We start from the raw sequence: 24553 nt of genomic DNA, 5'->3' as shown, positions 1-24553 counted from the left end.
TTTTACTTTTAGAAAAGAATATTGAACTTAGTATTCAAGGCTGTAGTTCAGTGTAAACGTGCGGCCTCGACCTTTGTAATCATACGCCGCCACATCGTAGTGAGCTGCGTACAAGATCTGTGCACGTTGACCCCAAGCCGTGGTGTAATCTTCATCAAGCAGGTTTTGAATACCAAAGCCAAGCTGACCAACTGGCAAATTCACATTGCCCAGTAGATCAAACGTGGTGTAACCATCAAGCTTGTTGTTAGCATCATCTTCGTAATCAAACATGGTTTGGCTTTGTAGACGCACTGAATAATCATCCTGATAATAAGCCGCCCACGCGTTCGCTTTTGATGTGCTTGCTTTACCTGCGCTTAAGTCTTCCCACTTCCCGTTGGTTTTCAGCTCAGACACAACATAATGACCAGAAGCACCCAATAGGATGTCGCTGCTTACCCAATAATTGATGTTTGCTTCTGCGCCGTACACGCGTTGCTCGTCATCGACGTTGGTAATTAGAAGCGTCTTTTTATCGTACTTGATGGAGTTATCCGACACCGAGTAGTAACCCGCCGCTTGCAGTGCAACGGTATCGGTATCTAAGCGGTAACCAATTTCGTAGCTGTCCGTTTTAATGCCCGACATTTTTGAATCGGCTACGTTGATGCTGTCTTTGAGTGCGTAGTGCCCGTTGGCATCAACGGCCTCGTAGCTGCCTTGACCGTAGTATTTCGCTGGGTCTGCTAATTCAAAACCTTGTGAGAAGTTCGCCCACAATTGAGATTCATCATTCAACTGATAAATTGTCCCAACATTAAACAAACTCACCGAGTAATCAGTACTGCCACCCGGCACTGCATCGGCAGACACACCTTTGCCCGAAGCAATGTTCTTCTGCACGCTGTATGCGACAAAATCATCAATCTTGTTGTCCATATATTGATAACGGTATCCCGCCTGTACAGACCAATCTTGATTGATTTGGTAATCCCCCTGCACAAACATCGCGTAAGATGTTACGTCTACACCAGGATAACGCCCCACTTCCGTATACGTTCGGTTAATTAGGTTACCTGAGTTGTCTGCGATGGTTTTGTCGAACAAAGCTTGATTGCTATCGAATCGATCCAGGTATGCATCCACACCGTAAACGGCACTGAATGCCCCCCAACTTTTCGCCAGCGCTAAACGCCCCGTAAACACTTCGGTTTCTTGCTGTGAAGAGCTTTGGTAATACGGTGTAAAGGTTTGATCTTCGCTGCGGTAAGACAATTCACCAATCAATTGATGACCGAATACGTTGTCGTGTGCGTAGTTTGCACTTAAAAGTACACGCTCTGTACCATGCTCACGATCGGAATCGAACCCTTTTCGCACATCAACAAATTTGCTATTAACAATGTACAAGCCGTATTGCGAATCTTGCTGGCTGTCATAGTATTGCGCGACAAGGTTTAACTTGCTGGCATCGGAGATTTGGATCTCTGCCGACCCCATAACATCAAGCGTTGAATTGTATTGCAGAGAACCTTGAGAAATGTCTGGCGTGACAATGTCACCATTTCTGTCAAATGCACCTTGTGTCTCTGAATACACCACTGAGCCACGTGCTTTTACGATGTCATTTCCACCAGCAACGGATTGCGCGACTTTGTAGTCAAAATCATCGCTGCTGTTGAAGCCTGACGTACCGCCGACAAAAGATTCAAACGCCAATTCATCTGAGTACGCTTTTTTAGTGATGATGTTAATGACACCACCCGTCGCACCAGCCCCATAAATGGAGGTCGCGCCTGACAGCACTTCAATTCGTTCGATGTTGAACGGGTCAATCGCATCCAATTGACGACTGATAGGACGAGAAGATTGCAGAGAAACGCCATCAATCATGACCAACATGGCTCTGCCACGCAGATTTTGGCCGTAGTTTGTTCGGCCGCCAGTGCCAACATCTAAAGAAGGGATCGTCGCAGAAAGAATATCACCCAGAGTTTTACCTGCTCGGTATTGTTGAGCAATTTCTTCTTGCCCTACAAACCAAACCGTACCGGGAATATCAGAGATGGATTTTGGCATGACGCTGCCAACCACGACTAATTGTTCATCTGCTGCGTTTTGAGACGCCAGTTGCTGAGCTTGTTCTGCAGCCAATGCGTGCGCTGCATATCCACTGCTCATCGCTAATACGATGAGGTTTAAAGAGAACTTCCTATTTGTCATTGTATTTATCTTTTTGTTGTAGCCAAAGAATCGACAATGATACTTATTATCAATAACAAATCGAGCACTGTTACATAGGTTAATAAGTTGTTAACCATTGCTCTTTTGCATGATTAACTGACGGTTTTTTGCTGCTCTAGGGCAGTCCTCGCAGAGCTTTCTTCCTTCACACTTGTACACCAAGCAGCAGCTTTTTCTGACCAATTTGAGCGGTTGCTCGTGAGGCACACCATGCAAAGCATCGATATGACGCTCATCCAGCCCCAGAGCACTAAGCCACAAGCTAGCGTGCTCTTTAATGATGGCATCGGTCAGTTGAGGGAAATGTTGCTGTAACCTTAACAAGCACGCCAAAATACCGTCTGACATCAACTGATGAGTAAACCCCGGACGAATGCGAATCCACTCGTTCATCTGTTCTTGATAAAAATCGAACAAAGCTCGAATTTGACGCCCTGCCTGCGCAATCAATATTGTGTGACTACCTTGAATATGTTCCTGATCCGCAAAGCGAAATCCTCTTACAAAGCAGGGCTGTAAGTACTGCGCAATATTTCCCAAATTCGGGAGCGATTGAAAACCGTAGATAGAGACAAGCGCAACGTAGATTGGCTGCCAGCAGAGCAAATCCCATGTTCTTGTGAGCCAATACGCCCTTCCGGCCTCTGGATACGTTTCAGAAAGTTGACGATACAACTCTTGGACGATGGGATTGATATCATTATCGATATGAATGGCATCCGACTCAATGCGACCAATATCGCCATGTAAATAAGGAGTGATGGTTTGCGATGTTTGAAAGAGTTGCGGGAAGAATGGCTCGGACATGATTGCGTGCGGTTACGGTTTGAGATCTGCCCCCTTTATACTTAAGCATGAATCGCAATGCAAACTATTATCTTTTGTATTTGTGCATTTTATATACCGTTGACCGGCGCTCCAAGTCAGTATCCATTTCGTTGCTCAACCACTTGAGTAAAACGACACACTATAAAATTCAACAAATGATTAAATCATCAGCAGGTTTTGAGGTATTTCGATTTAAAAATGCCACAGCATAAAAACACCTTGGTAAAAGGTCTGTAACAGTTCGCTCTGATAGCGTGAGTTATTGCCAATAATTGAATATTGCTGTTTCTTATCCAACGGAATGTGAACAACATGAAGTATTTTCCATCTGAATATCGGGACAATATAACTAGGTAATTTGGCTATATAGCCCTCTGTTTTGAATAAGGAAATCCACATGTTGTATCTTGAGTTTCTATTTTTGCTCGTGATGCTGTATATCGGCTCACGCTATGGTGGTATCGGCCTCGGGGTCGTATCTGGTATTGGTTTGGTGATTGAAGTCTTTATCTTTAAGATGCCGCCAACCTCCCCTCCTGTCACCGTTATGTTGATCATCCTAGCGGTTGTAACATGTGCATCGATTCTTGAAGCCGCAGGCGGTTTGAAATACATGCTTCAAGTTGCCGAACGTGTGCTTCGTAAAAACCCAAAACGCGTCACCCTGATCGCTCCTTTTGTGACTTACTTTATGACTTTCTTGCTCGGTACAGGTCACGCGGTTTACTCCATTATGCCAATCATTGGCGACGTTGCATTGAAAAACGGCATTCGTCCTGAGCGTCCAATGGCGGCGGCGTCTGTCGCTTCTCAAATCGCAATCACAGCCTCACCAATTTCAGCGGCCGTGGTTTACTACTTAGCTCAACTCTCTGATATTCAGCACGAGATCACTCTGCTTTCTATTTTGCTCGTTACGGTTCCAGCAACACTATTCGGTACGTTGCTGATGTCACTTTACAGCATCAAACGAGGTAAAGAACTGGAAGACGATGAAGAATACCAAGAGCGTTTGAAAGATCCTGTGTGGCGTGAAAAGATCCTCAACACAACTGCAACGTCTCTTGACGAAGTGCTACCAACAAGTGCTCGCAACTCTGTGTTGCTATTCATCGCTTCTATCTTGGTTATCGTCGTTATCGCGATGTGGCCAGACATTCGTACCATTGTGGATGGCGCGAAACCAATCAGCATGGCCGTTGTCATTCAAATGATGATGCTCTGCTTCGGCGGTATCATTCTTCTTGCAACCAAAACTGACCCGCGTGACGTGCCAAACGGTGTGGTATTCAAATCAGGTATGGTGGCGGCAATTGCTATCTTCGGTATCGCATGGATGTCTGATACTTACTTCCAATACGCAATGCCTCAATTCAAATCTGGCATTGTAGAGATGGTAACGAACTACCCTTGGACGTTCGCGCTTGCGTTGTTCATTGTATCGGTTGTGGTGAACTCTCAAGCAGCAACGGCTCGTATGATGCTGCCTGTTGGTCTTGGCTTGGGTCTGGATCCTGCACTGCTTATCGGTCTAATGCCAGCGGTGTACGGTTACTTCTTTATTCCAAACTACCCTTCTGATATCGCAACAGTGAACTTCGATACATCAGGTACAACTAAGATTGGTAAGTGGTACTTCAACCACTCATTTATGTCGGTAGGTTTGATTGGTGTGATCGGCGCGTGTTGCTTAGGTTACGTACTAGGACAAATCATCATTCCTTCATAAACAACCTGTAAAGTAAGATTGGAAGGCGAGTCATTGTACGCATAAGTACAGCCTGAATGGCTCGCCTTTTCTTTGTCTAGTCTAATGATTACAGCAAGAAATCATCATCAATCGCGACGAAATTATCAGCACAATCAATCAAGGTTTGCGAGGTTAACCTTGGTACACCATAGACGGTGACCTTCTTGTTGTAGCGCTGCTGAATACGTTCCACCAGCAAACTGAAGTCGCCATCACCAGAAACCAAAATCACGCGGTCGACATCAGGCGCAATCTCAATCGCATCGAGCGTGATACCGACATCCCAATCCCCTTTGGCGCTGCCATCTCGACGCTGAATGTAAGGCTTCAACATCACCTCAAATCCCACACCTCTCAGAATGTGATGAAACTGGCGTTGCTTCGGATCGTTACTGGCAATGGCATAAGCTTTTGCGCTTACTACTTCCTTTTCTTGTGTCGCGACATACCAAAACTGGTTGTAATCAAAGTTACTGCGATACGCTTCGCGACAAGTGTAATAAACGTTTTGAACGTCAACGAGAATGGCGATTTTTTCTTTGTGGTCTGATTGCATGGTGATCTCATACCGATAATTTGCCGCCTACCCTAAGCCAGATCGCCCAAAAGCACAATGAGCCAATTCCACTAAACTTAACGTATAAACGGAAAATCGCGTTTTTAGGAGTGAGTCATGGGTGGAAAGTTATTGGTGATACTGCTTTTGTGCGTCTTTGCCTCGACGGCACTCGGCTATCCTGCGCACACTCAATACTGGCCGCATCGCAGTGTTCTGTATTTCGCGCCTGAAAATGATGATTACGTAAAACAGTTCTTGCTTGAAGCATTGATGCACGAGTGCGAGTTAGTTGATAGAGATGTCGTCACACTGGTGATCACAGAAGACGGCTACACCGTGCCAAGCTGGCTTAAAGAAGAGTTTGATTTAAAGATACTCGCAGAGATCTACAGCGTGAAAAAAGGCGAGCACACTGCGATTTTACTCGGTAAAGATGGCTTAGAAAAATACCGCTGGGGGGCAGAAACCGACTGGCAATACATTAACGATTTGATTGACCAAATGCCGATGCGGAAACAAGAGATGCAGAGGCAGCGAAGCCCCTGCGAAATCTGAAGCACTTGAGGAAATGAAGACTCGTGAAGAAACAGGATTCTTCGTTACTTTCCGAACCACGCCAACTTATTATGCAGCTGCGTAACGCTCCCCACCACAATCAATGCAGGGCTTACTGCTTGCTCTGCCATGTTAGACAGTTCATTTAGTTTACCTTGGAACACACGTTGCTCTGGTCGCGTCCCATTTTCGATGATTGCGCATGACATTTCTGGGTCTAAGCCGTGCGTGATGAGCTTGTCCATAATGTGGCCGCTTTGCTTCAACCCCATGTAGAACACAAGCGTGTTGTTTGATTGCGCTAACGAGTGCCATTCAATTTCGCGCCCGTCTTTTTGCACGTGACCTGTAATAAATTGAACGCTTTGCGCATGATCGCGGTGCGTTAGTGGAATACCTGCGTAAGCCGTCGCCCCCGCCGCAGCGGTGATCCCCGGCACCACTTCGTATTGAATACCGTATTCTGCAAGCTCTTCCAACTCTTCACCGCCGCGTCCAAAGATAAATGAATCTCCACCTTTTAGGCGCACAACGCGTTTCCCTTCTTGTGCTTTTTCCACCAAAATTTGGTTGATCTGATCTTGTGGTACGCAGTGAAAATCGAGCTTTTTCCCGACATAAATCATCTCTGCGGATGCCTGTGCTAACTCTAGAATCTCTTTCGATACCAAACGGTCATACACCACAACTTCAGCCGCTTGAATCGCTTTCAAACCTTTGACCGTCAGTAAATCCGGATCGCCAGGCCCAGCACCAACAAGAGAAACAAAGCCGCTGTTTAAAGATGAGTTCGCAGTAGTCATATCAACGCCTATCGGAAAATTGGGATATAAAGAGTAACACTCACTTAATTGGCTTAGGGTTCAAACTACCCCAAGGAGTTATTACTTTTTATAGCTAAATCAATACAATATCTATCGAAAGTTAAATGAGTTGAATAGCCCTACCCACCAAAGGTAGGGCCAAATAAAGCGGTTTATTTTGCGATTGCAGGTTCTGCAATAACGTCCTCTTCAACACTTAGAGAAGGCGCTGTTTTCGCATGAGTTAGGTACAGTGGTAGACAAGTCATGACAAGACCACCGATGATGTTACCTAGAATGGTTGGGATTAAGTTGAAGTTCAACCAAGTCGCGATACCAAAGTCCGCACCTAGAATCATACCTAGTGGGAATAGGAACATGTTTACCACAGTGTGCTCAAATACGAGTGCGAAGAAGATGAAGATTGGGAACCACATCATCGCCACGCGACCGGAGACTGAACGCGCAGTCATGTTGCCAATCACGCCTAGACACACCATTAGGTTACAGAAGATACCGCGTACGAAACACGTGATCCATCCGTCCATACCCATGTTTTCAAAACCAAGGCTACGAGCGGTAGAAACAGCGACAAACTTCTTCGCTACCGCGTTGAGTTCTAGAGAAAAGTTACCGGTTAGAGAAATCGCCACAAGGTAAGCCACAATCAGAGAACCAATCAGGTTACCCAAACCTACCAGACCCCAGCAACGGAAAATGCGCCCCCAAGTGATGCCCGGACGGTTTGCAAACTTCGCCAAAGGCGCAAGACCAAATACGCCCGTAACTAGGTCGTAACCCATCACACTAAGAATCACAAAACCAACAGGGAAAACAAGTGCACCCACAAGGCCAATTCCCGTTTGCACCATCGCAGTAATCGCGACAACTACCGCTAACGACAAAATAATGCCGGCCATCGTGCCACGAAGCAGAAGGTCGCGCGTGCTTGTATTGGTTTTTGCTTCACCAACGTTGATCATGGTTTGCACGAATTCAGCAGGTTTAAAGTCTGTAGACATGAATGTGTCCTTATTCAAAATTGAAAGTTAAAAGTTGAAGATTGAATAGAGAAAGGCTTCCCACTGACATCCACTGCTGTCGACATCATCTCGCTTCCCTGTCCCCCGGAAATGATGCGTGGAAAGCCTTTGTCTATTGAATCTATGAAACGGATACCGAAAGGCGAAGAAACATCCCTCCTCCGCAGAGGAGGGATTAAACTTACGCTTGAATCTCGACTTCGCCGTTTGTCACGCGCGCTTTGTACGCTTTCACGTTAAAACGCTCGTCTTCCATACAAGCACCTGTTGTCAGGTTAAAGCGTTGCTTTTTAAGCGGGCTCGCCACCCAAAGCTCTCCTTGATGCTCACAAATCAAACCGCGAGAAAGCACGTTCGATTGGAAGAACGGGTCGGTGTTGCTGATAGCTAACACTTCTTCCGCTTCTGTTGGGCGAAATACCGCAACTTGCTGACCATTAACCAAAGCACAAACGCCAGTGCCTGGTACGATGTCGCTGATTTGGCAAATCTTTTCAAATGACATGTTCAACCTTCCCTTATGCTTCAGTGATCGCTACGTGTAGGATGTCGCCTTTCGCTTCAGGATGTTTCTCCGTGAAGGTCGCTGGGCGGTGCTGTTCGCGCTCTTGAACAAACACAACGTTGTCATCGCGCTTGTCAGAGTTGATGAAATGTGCGAAACGAGTCAGTTGTGATTCGTCATTGATAGTTGCCGTCCACTCACACTCGTACTCGTCTACAAGCTTCGCTACGTCTGCTTCTAATTGAGCGTTGATGCCAAGTTTGTCATTCACGATCACGTCGCGTAGGTAGTCAACACCACCTTCCATGTTTTCCATCCAAACTGATGTGCGTTGTAGTGGCGCAGCAGTACGGATGTAGAACATCATGAAGCGGTCGATGTACTTGATTAGCGTTTCTTTATCTAGGTCGCTGGCTAGTAAGTCTGCGTGACGAGGTTTCATGCCGCCGTTACCACAAACGTACATATTCCAACCTGCGTCAGTCGCGATAATGCCAAGGTCTTTACCTTGTGCTTCCGCACACTCACGAGTACAGCCAGAAACACCGAACTTCATCTTGTGAGGTGTACGAATGCCTTTGTAACGGTTCTCGATGTAAGAACCTAGACCAACAGAATCTTGAACGCCGTAACGACACCAAGTTGAGCCAACACAGGTCTTCGCCATACGAAGTGCTTTTGCGTACGCTTGACCTGTTTCGAAACCAGCGTCGATAAGCTTGCGCCAGATCTCTGGAAGATCGTCTTTTTGAGCACCAAACAGACCAATACGTTGAGCACCGGTTACTTTGGTGTATAGGTTGTATTCTGCAGCAACGTTCGCTAGCGCACCCAGTGCTTGAGGTGTTACTTCACCACCCGCCATACGTGGAATAACAGAGTAAGTACCGTCTTTTTGGATGTTACCTAGGAAGTTATCGTTCGTGTCGTGCAGCTTAACCAGTTGTGGCTTAAGAATGTGCTCACCCCAGCAAGAAGCCAAAATAGAACCAGCCAGTGGTTTACAAACTTCACAGCCGTAACCTTTACCGTATTTCTCTAGAAGCTCATCAAACGTTTTGATCTCTTCAATACGGATTAGGTGGAACAGCTCTTGGCGCGAGTAAGCAAAGTGCTCACACACGTCGTTCTTCACTTCGATACCCGATTTAGCAAGCTCAGCATTTAGAACAGACGTCACTAGAGGAATACAGCCACCACAGCCTGTACCTGCGCCAGTCACTGCTTTGATGTCACCCAATGTGTGGTGACCATCAGCAACCGCTTGAGCGATCTTGCCTTTGGTTACGTCGAAACATGAACAGATCACTGCGCTTTCTGGTAGTGCATCCGCACCGAGTGCTGGTTTCTCAGCACCTGCGTGTGCAGGAAGGATCAAGGCATCTGGATGCTCTGGTAGGTCGATTTCGTTCAACATCAGTTGAAGCAGATCGCCGTAGTCAGACGTATCACCCACTAATACCGCACCGAGCAGTTTCTTGTTGTCTTCAGAAACGATAAGACGTTTGTAAACTTCTTGCTCTTCGTTTTGATAAACGTAGCTCTTACAACCTTCAGTGCGACCATTCGCATCACCGATAGAGCCCACTTTCACACCAAGCAGTTTTAGCTTCGCAGACATATCAGCGCCTTCGAATTTGCTTTCTGTGTTACCTAGTAGGTGATCAACCGCAACGGTCGCCATCTTGTAACCAGGAGCAACAAGGCCGTAGAACATTTCATTCCAAGACGCACACTCACCAATCGCGTAGATGTTCTCATCAGAAGTCTGGCAGTGGTCGTTGATGGCAACACCGCCACGAGGGCCAAGTTCTAGCTCCATTTGGCGAGCCAGTTTGTCTTGTGGACGAATACCCGCAGAAAATACGATGAAGTCTGTCTCTAACTCAGTGCCGTCAGCAAAACGCATGACGTTACGAGCATTTTTACCTTCTGCTGCAATCTCTAGCGTGTTTTTGCTGGTATGAACGTTCACGCCCATACGCTCGATTTTTTGACGAAGTTGATTACCACCAGCAAGGTCAAGTTGCTCAGCCATTAGCTTTGGCGCGAACTCAACGACGTGTGTTTCTACACCGAGTGCCTTTAGTGCGCCTGCAGCTTCAAGACCTAGCAGACCGCCACCGATAACCACGCCTGATTTACTCTTCTTCGCACACGCTTCGATCGCTTTAAGATCTTCGATTGTGCGATAAACAAAACAGTCTTTGCTTTCATGACCTTTGATAGGCGGAACAAATGGGAATGAGCCAGTAGCAAGAATCAGCTTGTCGTATTGAACTTCACGACCAGTGCTTGAGTAAACGATTCGGTTTTCACGGTTGATGTTAATCGCGCGTTCACCGATCAACATATTGATGCCATGTTTCTCGTAAAAGCCTTCTTTAACTAGAGACAGTTCGTCAGCTGTGTGGTGAGAAAAGTAAGAGGAAAGGTGCACACGGTCGTATGCGACACGAGGTTCTTCACAGAAAACGGTGATATCCATTTGCGAGACATCCGTTTTCTCGACTAAGTCTTCGATGTAACGGTGCCCTACCATACCGTTACCGATAACTACTAGCTTCAACTTGCTCATTGTACTTCCTAAGGGTTAGGTTCTTATCACTGAGCGCATTGTTAATTGTGAAAGAAAATTAATACATGATGTAAATCAATTACAAATTCAAACTACCCTAAAGGGGTAGTTGGCTCTATTTGCTCTGTTTACCTATAAAATAAGGTAATTTATTAACGAATATTGGTAGTTTTTACAAAGAACCCTTATAAGCAATCAGCTGCCCATGATAAGTTATGGTTATAAAGAAGAATTTTGTACCGAACAGCGTTCGAAGTGTTTGATAGTTTTAGAAAAAATCAAGCCCCACAATAAAAATCTTTTACTAGCTAACGGATTGCATAAAGACTAGAATCAAAAGTAGTTCATATGGAATGAAAACCATGTGATTTATACCGTAATTGACATATAGAGCGCCGTCCCATGTTTATGAGGCGGCATTTTATTTGGGAGTCATAAAATGTCAGAAAACAACTCTATCTATATCTCAAGCTTAGATATGAACAGAATTACCGCCCTGCTGGATAAGATGCCAAACATCGCTGCAGAGCTTGTTGAGCTAGAAGCAGAGCTTGACCGCGCAACGGTTTTAGAACCAGAAGAGATGCCGTCGAATGTGGTCACCATGAACTCAACCGTTGAGTTTAAATTTTCGGGCGAAGAAAGAACCATGACCAAAACATTGGTCTACCCATCAGAGCTAAAAAGCAGTGATGACATTTCGATTTTTGCTCCTGTTGGTAGCGCACTAATCGGTTTGTCTGTGGGTCAAAAGCTCGATTGGCCAATGCCAAACAAACAAGTGAAGACGATTGAAATTGTCGATATCACATACCAACCTGAGCGTTGTGGTGCACTAAACCGCTAACCCTCAGGAGTCCCGGTGCAAAGGACATCGCAAGACTTTGCACCAGGAGAGCTTCTCGAACTTTCTCTTACATCGTCGCTTTTCACCTTCGTCTTCCCTCGCGCAGCCTTGCTACTCTCTTCGCCAGCCTCTCCAACCTGTTCACATGTGTTACACATTGTCCATCTGATACAGATTTCTGTCTTTTCAATCGAATTCATACGCTTATCGTTCCGTATCACCTAAACACCGCTATTTAAACTGTTCACCTCGACAGCTTGAAATTATTTTTCCCAAATTTTTCAGTCAGTTAACTAACGGATTACTTCTTGCTTAACCCCTCCCGTACGTAACGAGCCCAGCGTCAATCGTGATGACGTGTTAATTGGAGACGCTCCTTGCCGTTATGAGCGTCAATCGGCTCGTATCTTCTGTTTGGAAAAGGAGAAAGTAAGATGGACTTTAATAAACTGGTGATATTGGCTCGAGCATTTTGCTTGGGGCTGATATTGAGTGTGTTCGCCTCGCCGACTTGGGCGGTTCATGATCTGGGCACCTTCGAACTGGAAGGTAATGCAACAGACGACGCCGTTGCGGGGGATGATTGGGAAAATATTTACGATGGTAGCGACAGTGCCAATGTCGATACTGGGATTCTTCCCGATCCGTCACCTGTCTCCATATTTACTGGTGGTCGAAAAGATATTCAAGACATATCAGAATGGTCTCACAAAGATGGTTCCGTACCAGATAAAGATGACTTAACCAATGCTTACGCTGCTGCCTACGGCGTCGATAACGGCGGTGGCGGTTCGGATTTGGTCATTTATTTTGGTGCCGACCGTTTTGCGAACGTAGGTGATGCCTTTATGGGTTTCTGGTTCTTCCAAGATGATGTCCAAGCCCTTGATGACGGTTCGTTCTCTGGTCAACACGTTGTGGGCGACGTTTTGGTATTGATTGATTATCCGCAAGGTGCGAATGATGAACCTTACGCCGCATTGGTAACTTGGGATCCAACCTGTTCAAAAGCGGACAGTAATGACCCTGCCCCTGGCGATTGTGCAGCCAAAAACTTACGCCTACAAGCGGAAACCAGTGGTGCAAACCCTGCTGACTGTTCTGCTGTCAATGATGGTGACTTTGGTTGTGCAACCACCAACAAAGGTGAAACACCAATCCCATCACCTTGGCCATACACTGCAAAAAACGGCACAATGAACGCTTTCCCATACGAAAGCTTCTATGAAGGTGGTGTAAACCTCACTCAACTGCTTGGCGGAATCGACGGCACAGCGTCTTGTTTCAGCAGCTTCATGGCTGAAACCCGTTCGTCTGCTTCATTCACCGCATCTTTGAAAGACTTCGTTTTAGGTCAATTCCAGTTATGTGGTATGGAACTTGTGAAAACATGTCCAACAGGTGCATTATCACCAAGTGGTGACTCAATCATCTACAACTACGAGATCAAAGTAACCAATACTGGTTTTGGTGCACTTTACGACCTTTATGTTGAAGATATTACTGCTGGCGATTCATTCACTGCTGACGTTCTTGCCGCTGGCGAAACTGCAACATTTACAGGTTCCTTTGTTTCGCTCATCAACGGTGTAGAAAATGAGGCTACGGCGAGCGCAGCCATCAAAGATGGTGGTGAACCTGTGCTTACTAAGTCTGACACAGATAGCTGTCCTCCACTTACTCCAGTGGGCGCATTGAGTATCACTAAAGACTGTACAACCTACGTTGAAGAAAACGCATCTGGCGCGTACGGATTAAGAGTGAACTACGAAGGTAAAGTATGTAACGACAGTAAAGTGAAACTTAACGATGTGAAAATTACTGAAATGCATGACGGTATGACAGTCGTTAAAGATGTCGGTACTTTAAATCCTGAAAGCTGTATGAACTACGATGGCACCTACATCCCTGCTCCGGGTAGTGACGTATCTGGTGGTCCGGTTGTTGCACATGATGTAAGAACCTTCAAAGACACCGTCGTTGCAGAAGGTGTTAACGCCATTACAGGTGTCACTGTCGATACAGGCATGCCTGTAGAGGCAAGCTGTCCACTATGTCCTGCACCGTAAGCAAGACAAACCGATAGCAGCAATCCACAGTAAACAATAACGAAAAAGCCACCTTAAACATAAGGTGGCTTTGCTTTGTTATTTGTTCTTACCTTTGCCAGGTGAAGATCCGCCAGAATCAGGAGATGATTGCAGCGCCACAGTCACCATTGCCGTCGACGTAACATTACCGCTGGTGATCGTATAGCTAAAGCTGTCTTGATTCTTGAATCGCTTCGCTGGCGTGTATTGGATACTCCCATCAGAAAGTAGCTTCACCGTTCCTTTACTCGGTGCGCTCATTGCTGAGATCTCGACAGACACACCATCAGCAATGATGTCATTACCCAACACATTAATGCTTACCGTTGAAACTTTGCTCATCTGAACGTTATCGTCAACCGCCACTACATCACCACTGCCCGTTTGCTGCTCAGCAACGGCATACGTTGCTTGTGTCGCCACGTTGTAAGCCTCATCTTTCGTGTTTACCACATTAAACGTCACAGGGTAGTCACCAGAGGTTGCACTTAGAGCAGAAGTCACCGCGATGGTAGCTACACTAGACTCGCCAGACGCAAGGGAAATAGATTGAGAGCTCGCTTGCCAGCCACTCTCTACTTGAGCAGACACATCAAAACGAATCATGCCACAAACATCATTCGCCGTGTTTGTTACCGTCAGTTGATATTCAACCGTGTCGCCAGCATTAACTTGTGTATCAGACGTCGCTTTCACAGACACACTTGGCGCAGACATCTCGCAAACGCTTGGAGTTACCGAACCACCAAACGATACGTTCACACCAGCAAAACCATTGGCTGCACTCGCAAGATTAATCGTGAGACCAGAAACTGGATCGGTGAAACTGTCACCCACTGGTAACGCGGTGTCTTTCCAATCCTTTCGGCCATAAACTTGGCTGTAATCCGAATTTGGCTTCATGTGCAGAATGTAACTTTCTTCCGCGCCTTCTTCGACTAAACGAACAATCACACCATCCGTCACATCGCCACGAAACAGCATATAAGAGCGGTCATCTAAAAACTGGTCATAACCCATCGCTTGACGATATTCGACATAGAACCACTCCTTCAAGCCAGTATTAGGGTTCACACCGCGAGGTATTTTTAACGCGATGTTTTGTGTTATGTCTTGGGTTTCGTACTCTGCGATTTCATACAAACCATCTTGAATTGCCGTAAGAATGTTGGGTGATTCCGCATCATTCAACCATCCCATACGTTCTTTGTAGTACGTATTGATGTAACCCATATCAGGAGTACCCATAACATCGTACGAGTCGCCGTATTCAATTACGCTACAGTTACTCGATACCGACGCATCGCCACAATCCAACGCCTTGGCGTGGCTCAAACCAAGGTTGTGCCCGAATTCATGTGCAATCACTCTTGCTGACAGCGTGCCATCTATATATGCACGACTCGGGAACGTTTTCCCTGTTGTTGCAGAACCACCACCAGCACAACCTGATTGCGTCATGATGTAAATGATGCGCTGATAATCCTCAAGCACTACGCCATCAGCACGCGCCATTTTATCCGCTTCCGCTTGAACCGAAGGATAATCACACACCTGATTCGAGACAGACAATGTGTACCAACCTGCAACTTGACCACTTAACCATGTCTTGCCATAGGAGTTTTCTTGGTAAAAATCGTTAACTTCACCAAATACTAACGCGTGCGCCTCTTCTGATGTGATCGGTTGATCGTTAGGATTCTCTTTGAAATTCAATAGTATCACCAACGTATCTTGTTGGCCTATTGAACTTCCTGCGGCTTTGGCGTACTGGATATTTTGTAGAAATAGAAATAAGACGAGCAAGAAAAAGATCCCTTTATTTAGGGCGTTCTTATTCATGCGGAGTTTATCAATCACTGCTTCACCTGAAATAATTATAATAATTATCCTTCCCACCGAATTAACGATAAGAATATATAGGATTAGATAGAGGTTAAAATTTAGAAAATATAGAACCAGAGCTTATTCTATGAATAATCTCAATTTTCTATACATAATGTATTTATTCTTCTAAAACATCACCAACATCAATAAATGAGGCAGCATCATAACAAAGCAAAAGGTTAAAATTCAACCAACCACATCACCAAATTACGTTAATTCTTTGTAATAGCCAAAGAGTTTCAATCACATCAAATAGTTAAACATCGATTGTTTTTTGCTCTAAAATTGAGAATATTCAATCGAATCAATAATGAACCGATTGCACTCTTAAACATAAAAACTATTATGAATCAATAAAATATATGTCGAAAATAGAAAATGAGCGCAAAACTGTTCTCACTCAACTGCTATTAGTTCTTTTACTGACCACATTTCAAAGCCTTACCTTAAGACAACAACAAATAATAACAATTGACAAACAAAATAAAAACATTAATTACATTGCACACCAAGTGTGCACTTTATCTTTAAGGTGGTATTTATATGAACATAATAGATATAAAATGATGACAATAATAAAATCACTCGAAGAAACATAGAAGCTTCACTCTACTATTCAATTCCTACCTATGAATAAAAAATTGAACAAGATAAATAGTTTTATTCTGTAGAAAAAATGGAAATACACTTTGAATATAATAATGATGTGAGAAATAGAATGATGAAAATTAATTGTAGCCAGAACAAGAGAGGAAAATGATTTGTGAGCGCTATAAACGAGAAAAGCCAGTCATAAGAGACTGGCTTTCGAAATAATGGAGGCGCGTCCCGGAGTCGAACCGAGGTCCACGGATTTGCAATCCGCTGCATAGCCACTCTGCCAACGCGCCTTACCTGATTGTTTTCTCATTGTCATGAGAACGATGCTTTAAAACTGAATCTGAAATCCATACATCGTTTTGATGGTGCCCCGGGCCGGACTTGAACCGGCACAGCGCGAACGCCGAGGGATTTTAAATCCCTTGTGTCTACCAATTCCACCACCAGGGCAACGCAAATCTTTGCGATGGTAACACCATCTCTCAACGGCCTGTGCCGTGAGAACGAGGCGTACTTTAACGGATTAATTTATCTGGTCAACAATAAATTTTATCTTTTTGATTCAGATGCTTAAAAAGCAATCCCAACAGCATAAATCACGCACAATTAGTGCAACTATCATTCAAATCGGTTCCTCACAATCTTGTTCGAATCCCCTTCCCCCAGTCTCTACATTGACTTTGTTAGGCACAAAAAACCACAGCAAGACACATGACTTTCTCACTCGCTGTCAACAAAGTGTCCACCTGTTAACTCGAACACTACCCAAGTGGCACGTTTTTCTTTCCCTCCATAACCGACTGATATCCCGTTTAATTCCTAGGAATGATCTCCTAGACCGTTTCCCAACAAGTTAACACTCTGTTCACACAAAGTGTTTTTGAAACAGTTTTAGAAAACACAAAATATTTAAAAATCAATGCAATAGGTGTTGGTTTGTTTTTTGCTCTCTAGTGGGCACCGACAAGCGCTCCACCATACAAGTTTCAGAACACACACTTTGTGGAGCAATTGTCATGGGACAGGGGGCACAGCAGTTCGTGTGTTCAATGATGCCGGAGTCCAGTGTTGGCATCATTGGATACTTACATCGCCCTTTTATCAACTTTCAATGAGAAAAGAAGGTAGATGATGGAACATTTAATATACAACCGACATAAAGGGATACTCAGCGCTATGTTGATAAGTGCTGCCGCCTTTTATGGGTTAACCACCGCTTCACCTGCGAATGCATTAACCGAGCAACCTATTTATCCAGATCCCGCTAATTCAGCAAACAGCTGTATGGCGGACGCGTACTTCGATACTGGCGGTTCTGGTATGAAAGGTACGTTAGGTGAAGCTCTAAACTGTACCGCGAACGACGTTGAGATTACGCAGGTCATTCCTAAAGAGATAATCCTTCCAGATGGCAGCAGCTCTGGGAATTTGACCTGTACCTTGGGGGAAACCTTTAAATTAAAAGCAGATATTCGTGTGCGTGCTAATGCAGCAGAGCGCTGGGATACCACCTTTTATGTACCTCGAAAAGAGAACGTCGATCCAGACGTAATTTATCAAGATGGGGACGCATGTAGTGTCCTATTGCCAGTACCAGTTGGTGCTGGTGGGTTTGACCCTTATTTTCTTGTCGCCCAGCAGCTTGATGGAGACGCCTGTGGTGATATTAAAAAATCTGAGCTAACCGCTGACGAATACACTCTAGAAGATGCTGTATTCGAAATTATCTGTGAGGATGACGGCTTAGATGGACAAGCTGACTTCAACTACTGTGCCGCGTGGGACAACATCGAACGCGACAACTGTTCTGAAGACAGCGCTTATCCTGGCCAAGTTCCAAACAACAAATCGAAATGTAAATGTGACAACTTCAACATTCCGGTATTCATTAAACCGAATCCACCAACAGTGTTGAAATCCGTCGAGCCAGCTAGCAGCAACGAGCCAGCAGGTACGTTCAAATATACTTTGACGATTACTAAAGCTGCCGGTTCAGCAGTTCAAATCACGAGCCTTTCCGATATCTATCGTTCAAGCACAGACGGTTCGATCTTTGAACAGTTTGATTTAACTGGCGGTGCAGACAACCAAGGTACGCTTAATCTGCTAGACACTGCGGGTAACCCGAATACTTGTAAGTCACTCAGTTATCCAATCATACTAACTGATACAACTCCAAGTACTTCTTGTAGTTTCTACGTTCAGATCAATGATGAAGATCTCCCAGATGATCCTGCCCCAACCACAGCAAACGCTGCGGGACAACCTGAGGAGCTTTATCAAAACTTCATTCGCTTTAGCGCTACCGATAATGAAGGTCGTGGCACTGTAATTGGCGATGATACCTGTGACCCTACCGATGGTGATGCGACAAACGATGATGGTAACTGTTCGAATGTCGTTACAGTTAAAATGATCAACGTCGACCCAGCCGTAGATATCACTAAAACCCCTATCAGCGGCCCAGGTTTACGTAATGTAGCTGGCGCTTGGTATATTGATGATGAAGGACTTATCACCTATGAAGTTACTGTGACCAATCTAAGTACAGTTGACTCGGCATGGGTAATCCAACTTGTCGATGATAACGGTACACCAGGAAACTTGGCCGACGATATTAATCTGTTAGCTGACAGCACGGGTTCTCCAGCCTGTAATACGGCTCCAGATAATCCTAACAGCGATACACCGTTAGCGAAAATGACTGGTTCCTTCACTTGTCGATATACTGTCGATGTCACTGTTGCGGATGGTAGTACCTATACCAATACCGTAAACGTCATTATCAACGACAATGAGGCTCGTGCAGCGAACGATATGGCGGTAGTCAGTGTGACTCGTGCCGAACCAATGATTACGCTTGTCAAAGATGTTGCCGTGTCTGTAGACGCAAACGTTCCAACACCAGCTATCGATTCAGCTTCGTTCATGCAATCTATCAACGTGGATGAACCGGGAGATGAGGTCGTTTACCGATTTACGATGACCAATGCTAATGCGGTAACCAAAGAAGACTTGACCGTGATTTCGTTGACGGATGACGTGCTATTTAGCAGCGTGAGAGCAAGTGCTTCTTCAACTCAACGAAGCGATGAGTGTTCGTTCCCTCAAGTGATTGAATATGGCACACCTTACATGTGTACCTTAGTCGCTGATGTAACTGGTAATGGTTCAAACGATCCAAATACAGATTACGACGACACATTCTTGCTAAATACTGCATTCGTCACAGCTAAACGCGATCCAAATGATGCAAGTGAACCTGAGACCAAATCGAACGAAGATACTGCTCAAGTGAACTTTGATAATGTGCTTCCGCAATTTGAAGCTAACTTCGGTTTCCATGCCAACGTATTTGTCAAAGTAACCAACAGCAGTACTTTTGAAGACATTACTTTGAACAAAATGTCGATTCGCGGTGTGAGTATTCCTGATGCAACCACCCCTGGTGATGTTGATGTAGGTACTCTATTCAGAATCTTCGATGACTCTGGTACGAGCATTGAAGGTGTGCTTGACTCTGCATTCCAACAATTGCTTGATGGTTACTGTAATGTTGGACAAACGATTCCAGCTGGCGAGACCTATGCTTGTTTCGTTCGTGTTCAACTCTTCAATGCACTTGGTATTTTCGATACCTTCAGCGCCTCTGGTGCAGATGATGGTATTGTTATAGAAGTGCTGGATGATGACGGTAGTATTCGAGCTGCAGAAGTGGAAGTTACGGTTCAAACTCAAGATGTGATTCAACCTTAATGTTTGAATGCACTAAAAATCAGTAAGGCCTACCTTACCTTAAAAGAAATGCCAGTCAGAACTTCTGACTGGCATTTTTGTTTTTCTAGAGCAACTTGTCTAAGTCAACTTACTTGTTTCGACCTTTGCCTTTGCTCCCCGTAGAAGTACTCGTATCAGAACTACCAAAACCAATATTCACCAATGCAGAAGCCGTATTCACGCCATCACTGATGGTGTAACTAAAACTATCGCTACCTTTAAAGCTTTTCGCTGGAGAATAAAGCAATTGACCATTTGATGTAATTTGAACGGTTCCTTTCGCGCCTTGAGTCACTGAGATAACCTTCAACGTATCTCCTTCGGGATCACTGTCATTCTTGAGTACATCGATAGTCACTGGCTCTTTCGATGTCAACGTCACAGAATCGTTTTGAGCGGCAGGAGCGTTATTTTCCGTGACTGGAGCGACAATACTCACACTCACTACTTGGCTAGCATTCAAGCTTGCATCAGCAGAATGTTTCGCATTGATAACAATGTTATAAGTACCGTCAGTAGCTTCAGTGCTCGATGTTACTGTCATTGTAATTGATTGGGTTTCACCAGGAATCAAAGTCATAGCACCACTATTCGCACTCCAGCCATTCGGAATACTTGCCGCTAGCGTGAAAGTAGTCGCGTCACAAGTTGCGCTATCTTGGTTGGTAACCGTCGCTGTGTAACTTACTGTACTACCCGGTTCAAAATCCCCGTTTTGGTTAGTAGACATGATGAGAAATGGCGTCGATAGCTGACAAGCTTCAACCGCAGTTTCAACCACATAATTTGCGGTAGCACTCACGTCGTAGTCAGTATCAGTAACATTTGTCACGTTGAATGTAATGCCGTAGGTCCCGTCTATCGCAGCTTGATCCGAAGTCACATCAACCGTCACTGTATCACTCGCACCAGGAGCCAAATTTAACTGAGATGCCGTTGTCACCCACCCACTTGGAGCATTTGCTTCAATAGCGAAATTCGATGTTGCGCATCCATCACCATCATTGTTAGTTACCGTAACCGAATACCCCACGGTGCTACCAGACTCTACACCTGAAACTTGATTGGAAACAACAGCAACACTCGGCATGCTTGGCACACACATAGGCTCAGCGAAGCTAACGTGGACACTTGCGCCTGTGCTATCAGCCCATTCGGTCGTAATGGTAATACCGGCTTCTGTATCCTCATACGTATTGCCCGCTATCAAGGCAGCATCAATCAGGTCTGAGTTCACACTGTTAGGCGTCATATCAAGCAGTTGGACACTACTCAAATCATCTCCAGTTACAGCGTGGAAAACGACGCCATCCGTTATTGTAGTTTGCCCTTCAAGAAAACTATCGAAACCGATAGGTTGACGGTACTCAATGTAATACCACAATGGTTGTCCAGATGCCGCATCAGTCCCACGTTTAATCCTTAGACCTTTAGCTGCACCTGCTGGCGCCGTTTCATAGGGTTCCAAAGAATATGTGCCGCTATTGGTAACCGTAATGACCTCTTGCTCGGATGGTTTAATCCAACCTAACTGTTCTTTGTTAAAGGCATTAAAATGACCATTAGATGTTCCCATAATGTCCAACGTGTCACCGTACGAATAGTTGTAACACGTACCACCGACTGTATTTGTACCGCACTCTAATGCTTGAGCGTGATGAAGGCCAAAGTTGTGACCTAATTCGTGTCCAATCGTGTTCAGCCTAAATGCGCCGTTAATCCAAGCTCTTGACGGGTTGCCACCAACGGTACCCATTCCAGACCAACCGCAGTTCTCTACTTTGGGATAGATATAAACTTTGCGTGAATAGCTAGACGTATCAATGCCATCCGCTTCAGCGGCTGCCGTAATGTAACTTTCAAAGCCTTTATAATCACAACTGCTATTAATCGGCAACGTGTAGTAACCGTGTACATCACCACTCAACCACGTCTGACCAAAGGAGTTCTCTTTGTAGAAGTCGTTAACCTTTCCAAAAACCATGTCTTTAACTTCATCAATGGTCCACGGTTGCTGCGGATTATCTTGAAAGTTAACCAGAAGCACCAACGTGCGCTGTTCGCCAAAAGTGTTTGATAACGCAGCAGAACTCGTCGTAGTCGATGCAGTAACCGTCCCCGTGCTGTCTTGCGCTAACACAGACAGTCCATCCGCTTCGTCAGCTACGACTAAAGCGTCCCATTTATCTGCTACGTCTTTAAACTTCCAACCACGCGCACGTACTTTTACACCCGACTGAATCGCGTTGATTGGTGATTGAGAAGAACCGTGAACCTCAATAAAGCCCTCTGAGGTGTTTAGTACGTGTCGAAGACGGCTCTTGCTGTGATCTTCATAATCTTCGTAGAAGACTTCCAGTTCGCCTTCTAGCGTTTGCTCCTGCTCTAGCAAAGCTTGTACTTTTTCAGGCATACCTTTGCGAGCTTTTGCAGTCAGAGCAACCTGCGCTACCGCGCTAGGATCTGACTGAAACAGCTCGGAAAGCAATGCTTGACGACCGTGAGCAAGAGAAATCATTTGCTCTAGATAGTGATGTTTGTTTTTCGCCGATGCACCGCGATAATCAGCCATCGCTTGCTTTAATGCGCTGGTATTATCTTGAGCCTGTTGGCGTTTTCCCTTAGCAGTAGGTGAAACCAGTTTTTCTTGTTGAATCACATGTCCATGTGGGATGTCTTGCGACTGAGCCGTCGCGTTGAATGTCAGAGATAAGAGGCCGATAAGAGCCGTTGTTGATAGTTTAAATGTATTGGAAGTAACAATATTAAAATGGGTATTAAACATACTTAATTTCTTATGTATTTTTATCTTTGGTTCTTAATTTTTGCGCAGCAGAAGTCCGCAATCATGTCGATCGCTTGACGCTTAGGGAGCGCAAATAACTAAGCTAAACGCATGAATTTCCATTCATTTCGAAAAGCTACAAACGTTAAAGGTAAGCAATAGATGCTAGAATTAGAACCCCAAAGACATCTAATAATTAGTCAATAAGATGCCGTGCCTTTTAACAAAAATTAAAAAGCAAAACTCTAAAATAGTCATTTATTATTTAGGTTAAACTTGCATTAGTAACACAAGATAAATTATTTATTTGTATGCAATAAATTTACCCCTCTTTCCTATTTTTTAAGCGCAGGTTGGTTTTTGAAGGTAAAATCCTACAAACACAGTGATTAAATTTCAACCAAAAACAATTAATTTTTATCGCAAGATCAAACATTCTTATTTAAAGCATGAATATATAAGAAGATTTAAATTACAAGTAAAATGCCAATCCCAATATGAATTCAGCTTAATATAACTTTGCCATTTTAATATATGATCAAAGTTACCCCATGAAAAATAAGCAATTTATCTCAAACAACCAAAAATTAACACAAACAAAACAATTATTAAGCATCGATGATTTAAGAAGATCTATGTGTGTAGTTTCAATTCACCAGAACAACTATAAATATCGACACCTAATATCAATATATAAAGACAAGCTCTAAATTAATAAACTGGTTAATTTAGATAAAATAAAAGGCAACTAACATTAGTTGCCTTTTATTCAATATGAAAAATATTATTTTGCTTTATCGCTATTCGATAACTGCTCTAATAGCGATTCAAACACTGCATACCGCTGCGCGCCCACTACTATCTGTGGTTCTACAAGTTGATCGTTTTCGACGCGGCCAATTAAGAAACTTGGCGTACCACGAATGCCCAAGGATTTTCCTAACGTCAAATCTTGTTCAACTTTGTTAGCAATAGATTTATCTTTCATGCACTTATTGAACTCTTCCAAGTTCAAAGATAAATCTGTGGCTGCTTTTTGATAGAGCTCGTCTCCTAAGTCTTTGACATTGCTAAACAGCATATCTCGCATTGGCCAGTAGGAATTTTGTTGAAGACTACACGTAGCTGCGATCGCAGCACCCATGGCTTTCGCGTGAAAACTCAACGGGAAATCGCGCGCAATATATTGCACTTTACCAGTATCAATATAATTTTCTTTTATCTGTTTAAAAGCACTGTCTGTAAATCGTTTACAATAAGGACATTGAAAATCAGAAAATTCAATAATAGCAATTTTTGCGTCTTTACTTCCAAGAAGTGGCAATGTGCCATCTTCAGTAAAGTTAGGTTGATTCGGCAAAGTCGGTGGCTCTTTTTTGGGTGGGTTAAATGCCAAATCTTTCATTTCTTTCACTTCATTTTCTATCTTTCCTACTTCTTTTGTTAGTTGACTGATCTCTTGTTTTAACGACTCAATTTCTGATTTTAGCTTATCGTTATCATCCGACTGACAACCCGTTAAAAACTGCAGTAACACTAACGGTATGACGATTCTTACTGTTTGTATAAACATCTCACGCCCTCACTATGAAATAGTACGAATATAAATTCACACTTTACTTATCCCTATTAAAAGATTTGCTGAGAGGTCATTGACAGAATATGCCTGTTAAGTGATTAGAGAAAATTTAAACTATCAGTAATAACAACAAGCTACAGA

General features: G+C 44.3%; 15 protein-coding genes and 2 tRNA genes. 5 read left to right on the top strand and 12 right to left on the bottom strand.

Annotated elements, in window-relative coordinates; all coding sequences use genetic code 11:
* Positions 1 to 27: 27 nt before the first annotated feature.
* Both UF05_RS14115 and UF05_RS14110 read right to left on the bottom strand, forming a co-directional pair.
* The gene (locus UF05_RS14115) at positions 28 to 2205 is read right to left on the bottom strand and encodes a TonB-dependent receptor (protein WP_045545390.1); all 2178 of its coding nucleotides are present in this window, start codon (positions 2203 to 2205) and stop codon (positions 28 to 30) included.
* Positions 2206 to 2295: 90 nt separating this feature from the next.
* Positions 2296 to 3033, bottom strand: coding sequence for a siderophore ferric iron reductase (locus UF05_RS14110; protein ID WP_025794398.1), 738 nt, complete (start codon positions 3031 to 3033; stop codon positions 2296 to 2298).
* 418 nt (positions 3034 to 3451) lie between these two features.
* On the opposite strand from UF05_RS14110, the gene UF05_RS14100 reads away from it, so the two are divergent.
* On the top strand, positions 3452 to 4783 hold the full coding sequence (locus tag UF05_RS14100; RefSeq protein ID WP_005460955.1) for an anaerobic C4-dicarboxylate transporter: 1332 nt from the start codon (positions 3452 to 3454) through the stop codon (positions 4781 to 4783).
* Positions 4784 to 4871: 88 nt separating this feature from the next.
* Here UF05_RS14100 and UF05_RS14095 read toward each other — a convergent pair whose 3' ends face one another.
* The gene (locus UF05_RS14095; protein ID WP_005480252.1) at positions 4872 to 5360 is read right to left on the bottom strand and encodes a LabA-like NYN domain-containing protein; all 489 of its coding nucleotides are present in this window, start codon (positions 5358 to 5360) and stop codon (positions 4872 to 4874) included.
* A gap of 117 nt (positions 5361 to 5477) precedes the next feature.
* Here UF05_RS14095 and UF05_RS14090 point away from each other — a divergent pair, with 117 nt between their 5' ends.
* On the top strand, positions 5478 to 5918 hold the full coding sequence (locus UF05_RS14090; protein WP_005480278.1) for a DUF4174 domain-containing protein: 441 nt from the start codon (positions 5478 to 5480) through the stop codon (positions 5916 to 5918).
* 44 nt (positions 5919 to 5962) lie between these two features.
* Here UF05_RS14090 and cobA read toward each other — a convergent pair whose 3' ends face one another.
* The 4 genes from cobA to nirB form a co-directional block, all read right to left on the bottom strand.
* Positions 5963 to 6721 carry a uroporphyrinogen-III C-methyltransferase gene (gene cobA, locus UF05_RS14085; protein WP_005498944.1) on the bottom strand — a complete coding sequence of 253 codons (759 nt, stop codon included), beginning with the start codon at positions 6719 to 6721 and terminating at the stop codon, positions 5963 to 5965.
* Between the two features lie 173 nt (positions 6722 to 6894).
* Positions 6895 to 7743 carry a formate/nitrite transporter family protein gene (locus UF05_RS14080; RefSeq protein ID WP_015313275.1) on the bottom strand — a complete coding sequence of 283 codons (849 nt, stop codon included), beginning with the start codon at positions 7741 to 7743 and terminating at the stop codon, positions 6895 to 6897.
* A 202-nt stretch (positions 7744 to 7945) separates the two neighbouring features.
* The gene (gene nirD, locus UF05_RS14075; protein WP_005460996.1) at positions 7946 to 8269 is read right to left on the bottom strand and encodes a nitrite reductase small subunit NirD; all 324 of its coding nucleotides are present in this window, start codon (positions 8267 to 8269) and stop codon (positions 7946 to 7948) included.
* Positions 8270 to 8282: 13 nt separating this feature from the next.
* Complete coding sequence (gene nirB, locus UF05_RS14070) at positions 8283 to 10847, bottom strand: nitrite reductase large subunit NirB (protein ID WP_025575991.1); 2565 nt, start codon at positions 10845 to 10847, stop codon at positions 8283 to 8285.
* 439 nt (positions 10848 to 11286) lie between these two features.
* Between nirB and rnk the strand changes: the two genes are divergently transcribed.
* A complete protein-coding gene (rnk, locus tag UF05_RS14065) occupies positions 11287 to 11694 on the top strand; it encodes a nucleoside diphosphate kinase regulator (protein WP_005486313.1) in 408 nt (135 codons plus the stop codon).
* Positions 11695 to 12128: 434 nt separating this feature from the next.
* Positions 12129 to 13763: a hypothetical protein gene (locus tag UF05_RS14055; protein ID WP_005498963.1), complete on the top strand. Its 1635-nt coding sequence runs from the start codon at positions 12129 to 12131 to the stop codon at positions 13761 to 13763.
* Positions 13764 to 13841: 78 nt separating this feature from the next.
* Here UF05_RS14055 and UF05_RS14050 read toward each other — a convergent pair whose 3' ends face one another.
* The 3 genes from UF05_RS14050 to UF05_RS14040 all read right to left on the bottom strand — a co-directional run bounded on the left by UF05_RS14050 (position 13842) and on the right by UF05_RS14040 (position 16721).
* Entirely contained in the window at positions 13842 to 15644 is a 1803-nt protein-coding gene (locus UF05_RS14050) for an Ig-like domain-containing protein (RefSeq protein ID WP_197065583.1), read from the bottom strand.
* Positions 15645 to 16487: 843 nt separating this feature from the next.
* A tRNA-Cys gene (locus UF05_RS14045) sits at positions 16488 to 16561 on the bottom strand.
* A gap of 73 nt (positions 16562 to 16634) precedes the next feature.
* Positions 16635 to 16721 (bottom strand) — tRNA-Leu (locus UF05_RS14040).
* Between the two features lie 678 nt (positions 16722 to 17399).
* Here UF05_RS14040 and UF05_RS14035 point away from each other — a divergent pair.
* Positions 17400 to 20027: a hypothetical protein gene (locus UF05_RS14035; RefSeq protein ID WP_079854993.1), complete on the top strand. Its 2628-nt coding sequence runs from the start codon at positions 17400 to 17402 to the stop codon at positions 20025 to 20027.
* Between the two features lie 109 nt (positions 20028 to 20136).
* Here UF05_RS14035 and UF05_RS14030 read toward each other — a convergent pair whose 3' ends face one another.
* Positions 20137 to 22833 carry an Ig-like domain-containing protein gene (locus tag UF05_RS14030; protein WP_045545387.1) on the bottom strand — a complete coding sequence of 899 codons (2697 nt, stop codon included), beginning with the start codon at positions 22831 to 22833 and terminating at the stop codon, positions 20137 to 20139.
* Between the two features lie 784 nt (positions 22834 to 23617).
* Positions 23618 to 24406, bottom strand: a complete 789-nt coding sequence (locus tag UF05_RS14025) for a thioredoxin domain-containing protein (protein WP_025794099.1) — start codon at positions 24404 to 24406, stop codon at positions 23618 to 23620.
* Positions 24407 to 24553 lie beyond the last annotated feature (147 nt).

Source organism: Vibrio sp. S457-15, assembly GCF_000960545.1.
Taxonomy (GTDB): Bacteria; Pseudomonadota; Gammaproteobacteria; order Enterobacterales; family Vibrionaceae; genus Vibrio; species Vibrio parahaemolyticus.
Note: the sequence above shows the minus strand (reverse complement) of the source record. Positions and strands in the feature narration are given on the sequence as shown.

Bases quoted from the DNA above. Each gene is read 5' to 3' on its own strand.
- UF05_RS14115 (WP_045545390.1), bottom strand. From the start codon at position 2,205: ATGACAAATAGGAAGTTCTCTTTAAACCTCATCGTATTAGCGATGAGC.
- UF05_RS14110 (WP_025794398.1), bottom strand. From the start codon at position 3,033: ATGTCCGAGCCATTCTTCCCGCAACTCTTTCAAACATCGCAAACCATC.
- UF05_RS14100 (WP_005460955.1), top strand. From the start codon at position 3,452: ATGTTGTATCTTGAGTTTCTATTTTTGCTCGTGATGCTGTATATCGGC.
- UF05_RS14095 (WP_005480252.1), bottom strand. From the start codon at position 5,360: ATGCAATCAGACCACAAAGAAAAAATCGCCATTCTCGTTGACGTTCAA.
- UF05_RS14090 (WP_005480278.1), top strand. From the start codon at position 5,478: ATGGGTGGAAAGTTATTGGTGATACTGCTTTTGTGCGTCTTTGCCTCG.
- cobA (WP_005498944.1), bottom strand. From the start codon at position 6,721: ATGACTACTGCGAACTCATCTTTAAACAGCGGCTTTGTTTCTCTTGTT.
- UF05_RS14080 (WP_015313275.1), bottom strand. From the start codon at position 7,743: ATGTCTACAGACTTTAAACCTGCTGAATTCGTGCAAACCATGATCAAC.
- nirD (WP_005460996.1), bottom strand. From the start codon at position 8,269: ATGTCATTTGAAAAGATTTGCCAAATCAGCGACATCGTACCAGGCACT.
- nirB (WP_025575991.1), bottom strand. From the start codon at position 10,847: ATGAGCAAGTTGAAGCTAGTAGTTATCGGTAACGGTATGGTAGGGCAC.
- rnk (WP_005486313.1), top strand. From the start codon at position 11,287: ATGTCAGAAAACAACTCTATCTATATCTCAAGCTTAGATATGAACAGA.
- UF05_RS14055 (WP_005498963.1), top strand. From the start codon at position 12,129: ATGGACTTTAATAAACTGGTGATATTGGCTCGAGCATTTTGCTTGGGG.
- UF05_RS14035 (WP_079854993.1), top strand. From the start codon at position 17,400: ATGATGGAACATTTAATATACAACCGACATAAAGGGATACTCAGCGCT.
- UF05_RS14030 (WP_045545387.1), bottom strand. From the start codon at position 22,833: ATGTTTAATACCCATTTTAATATTGTTACTTCCAATACATTTAAACTA.
- UF05_RS14025 (WP_025794099.1), bottom strand. From the start codon at position 24,406: ATGTTTATACAAACAGTAAGAATCGTCATACCGTTAGTGTTACTGCAG.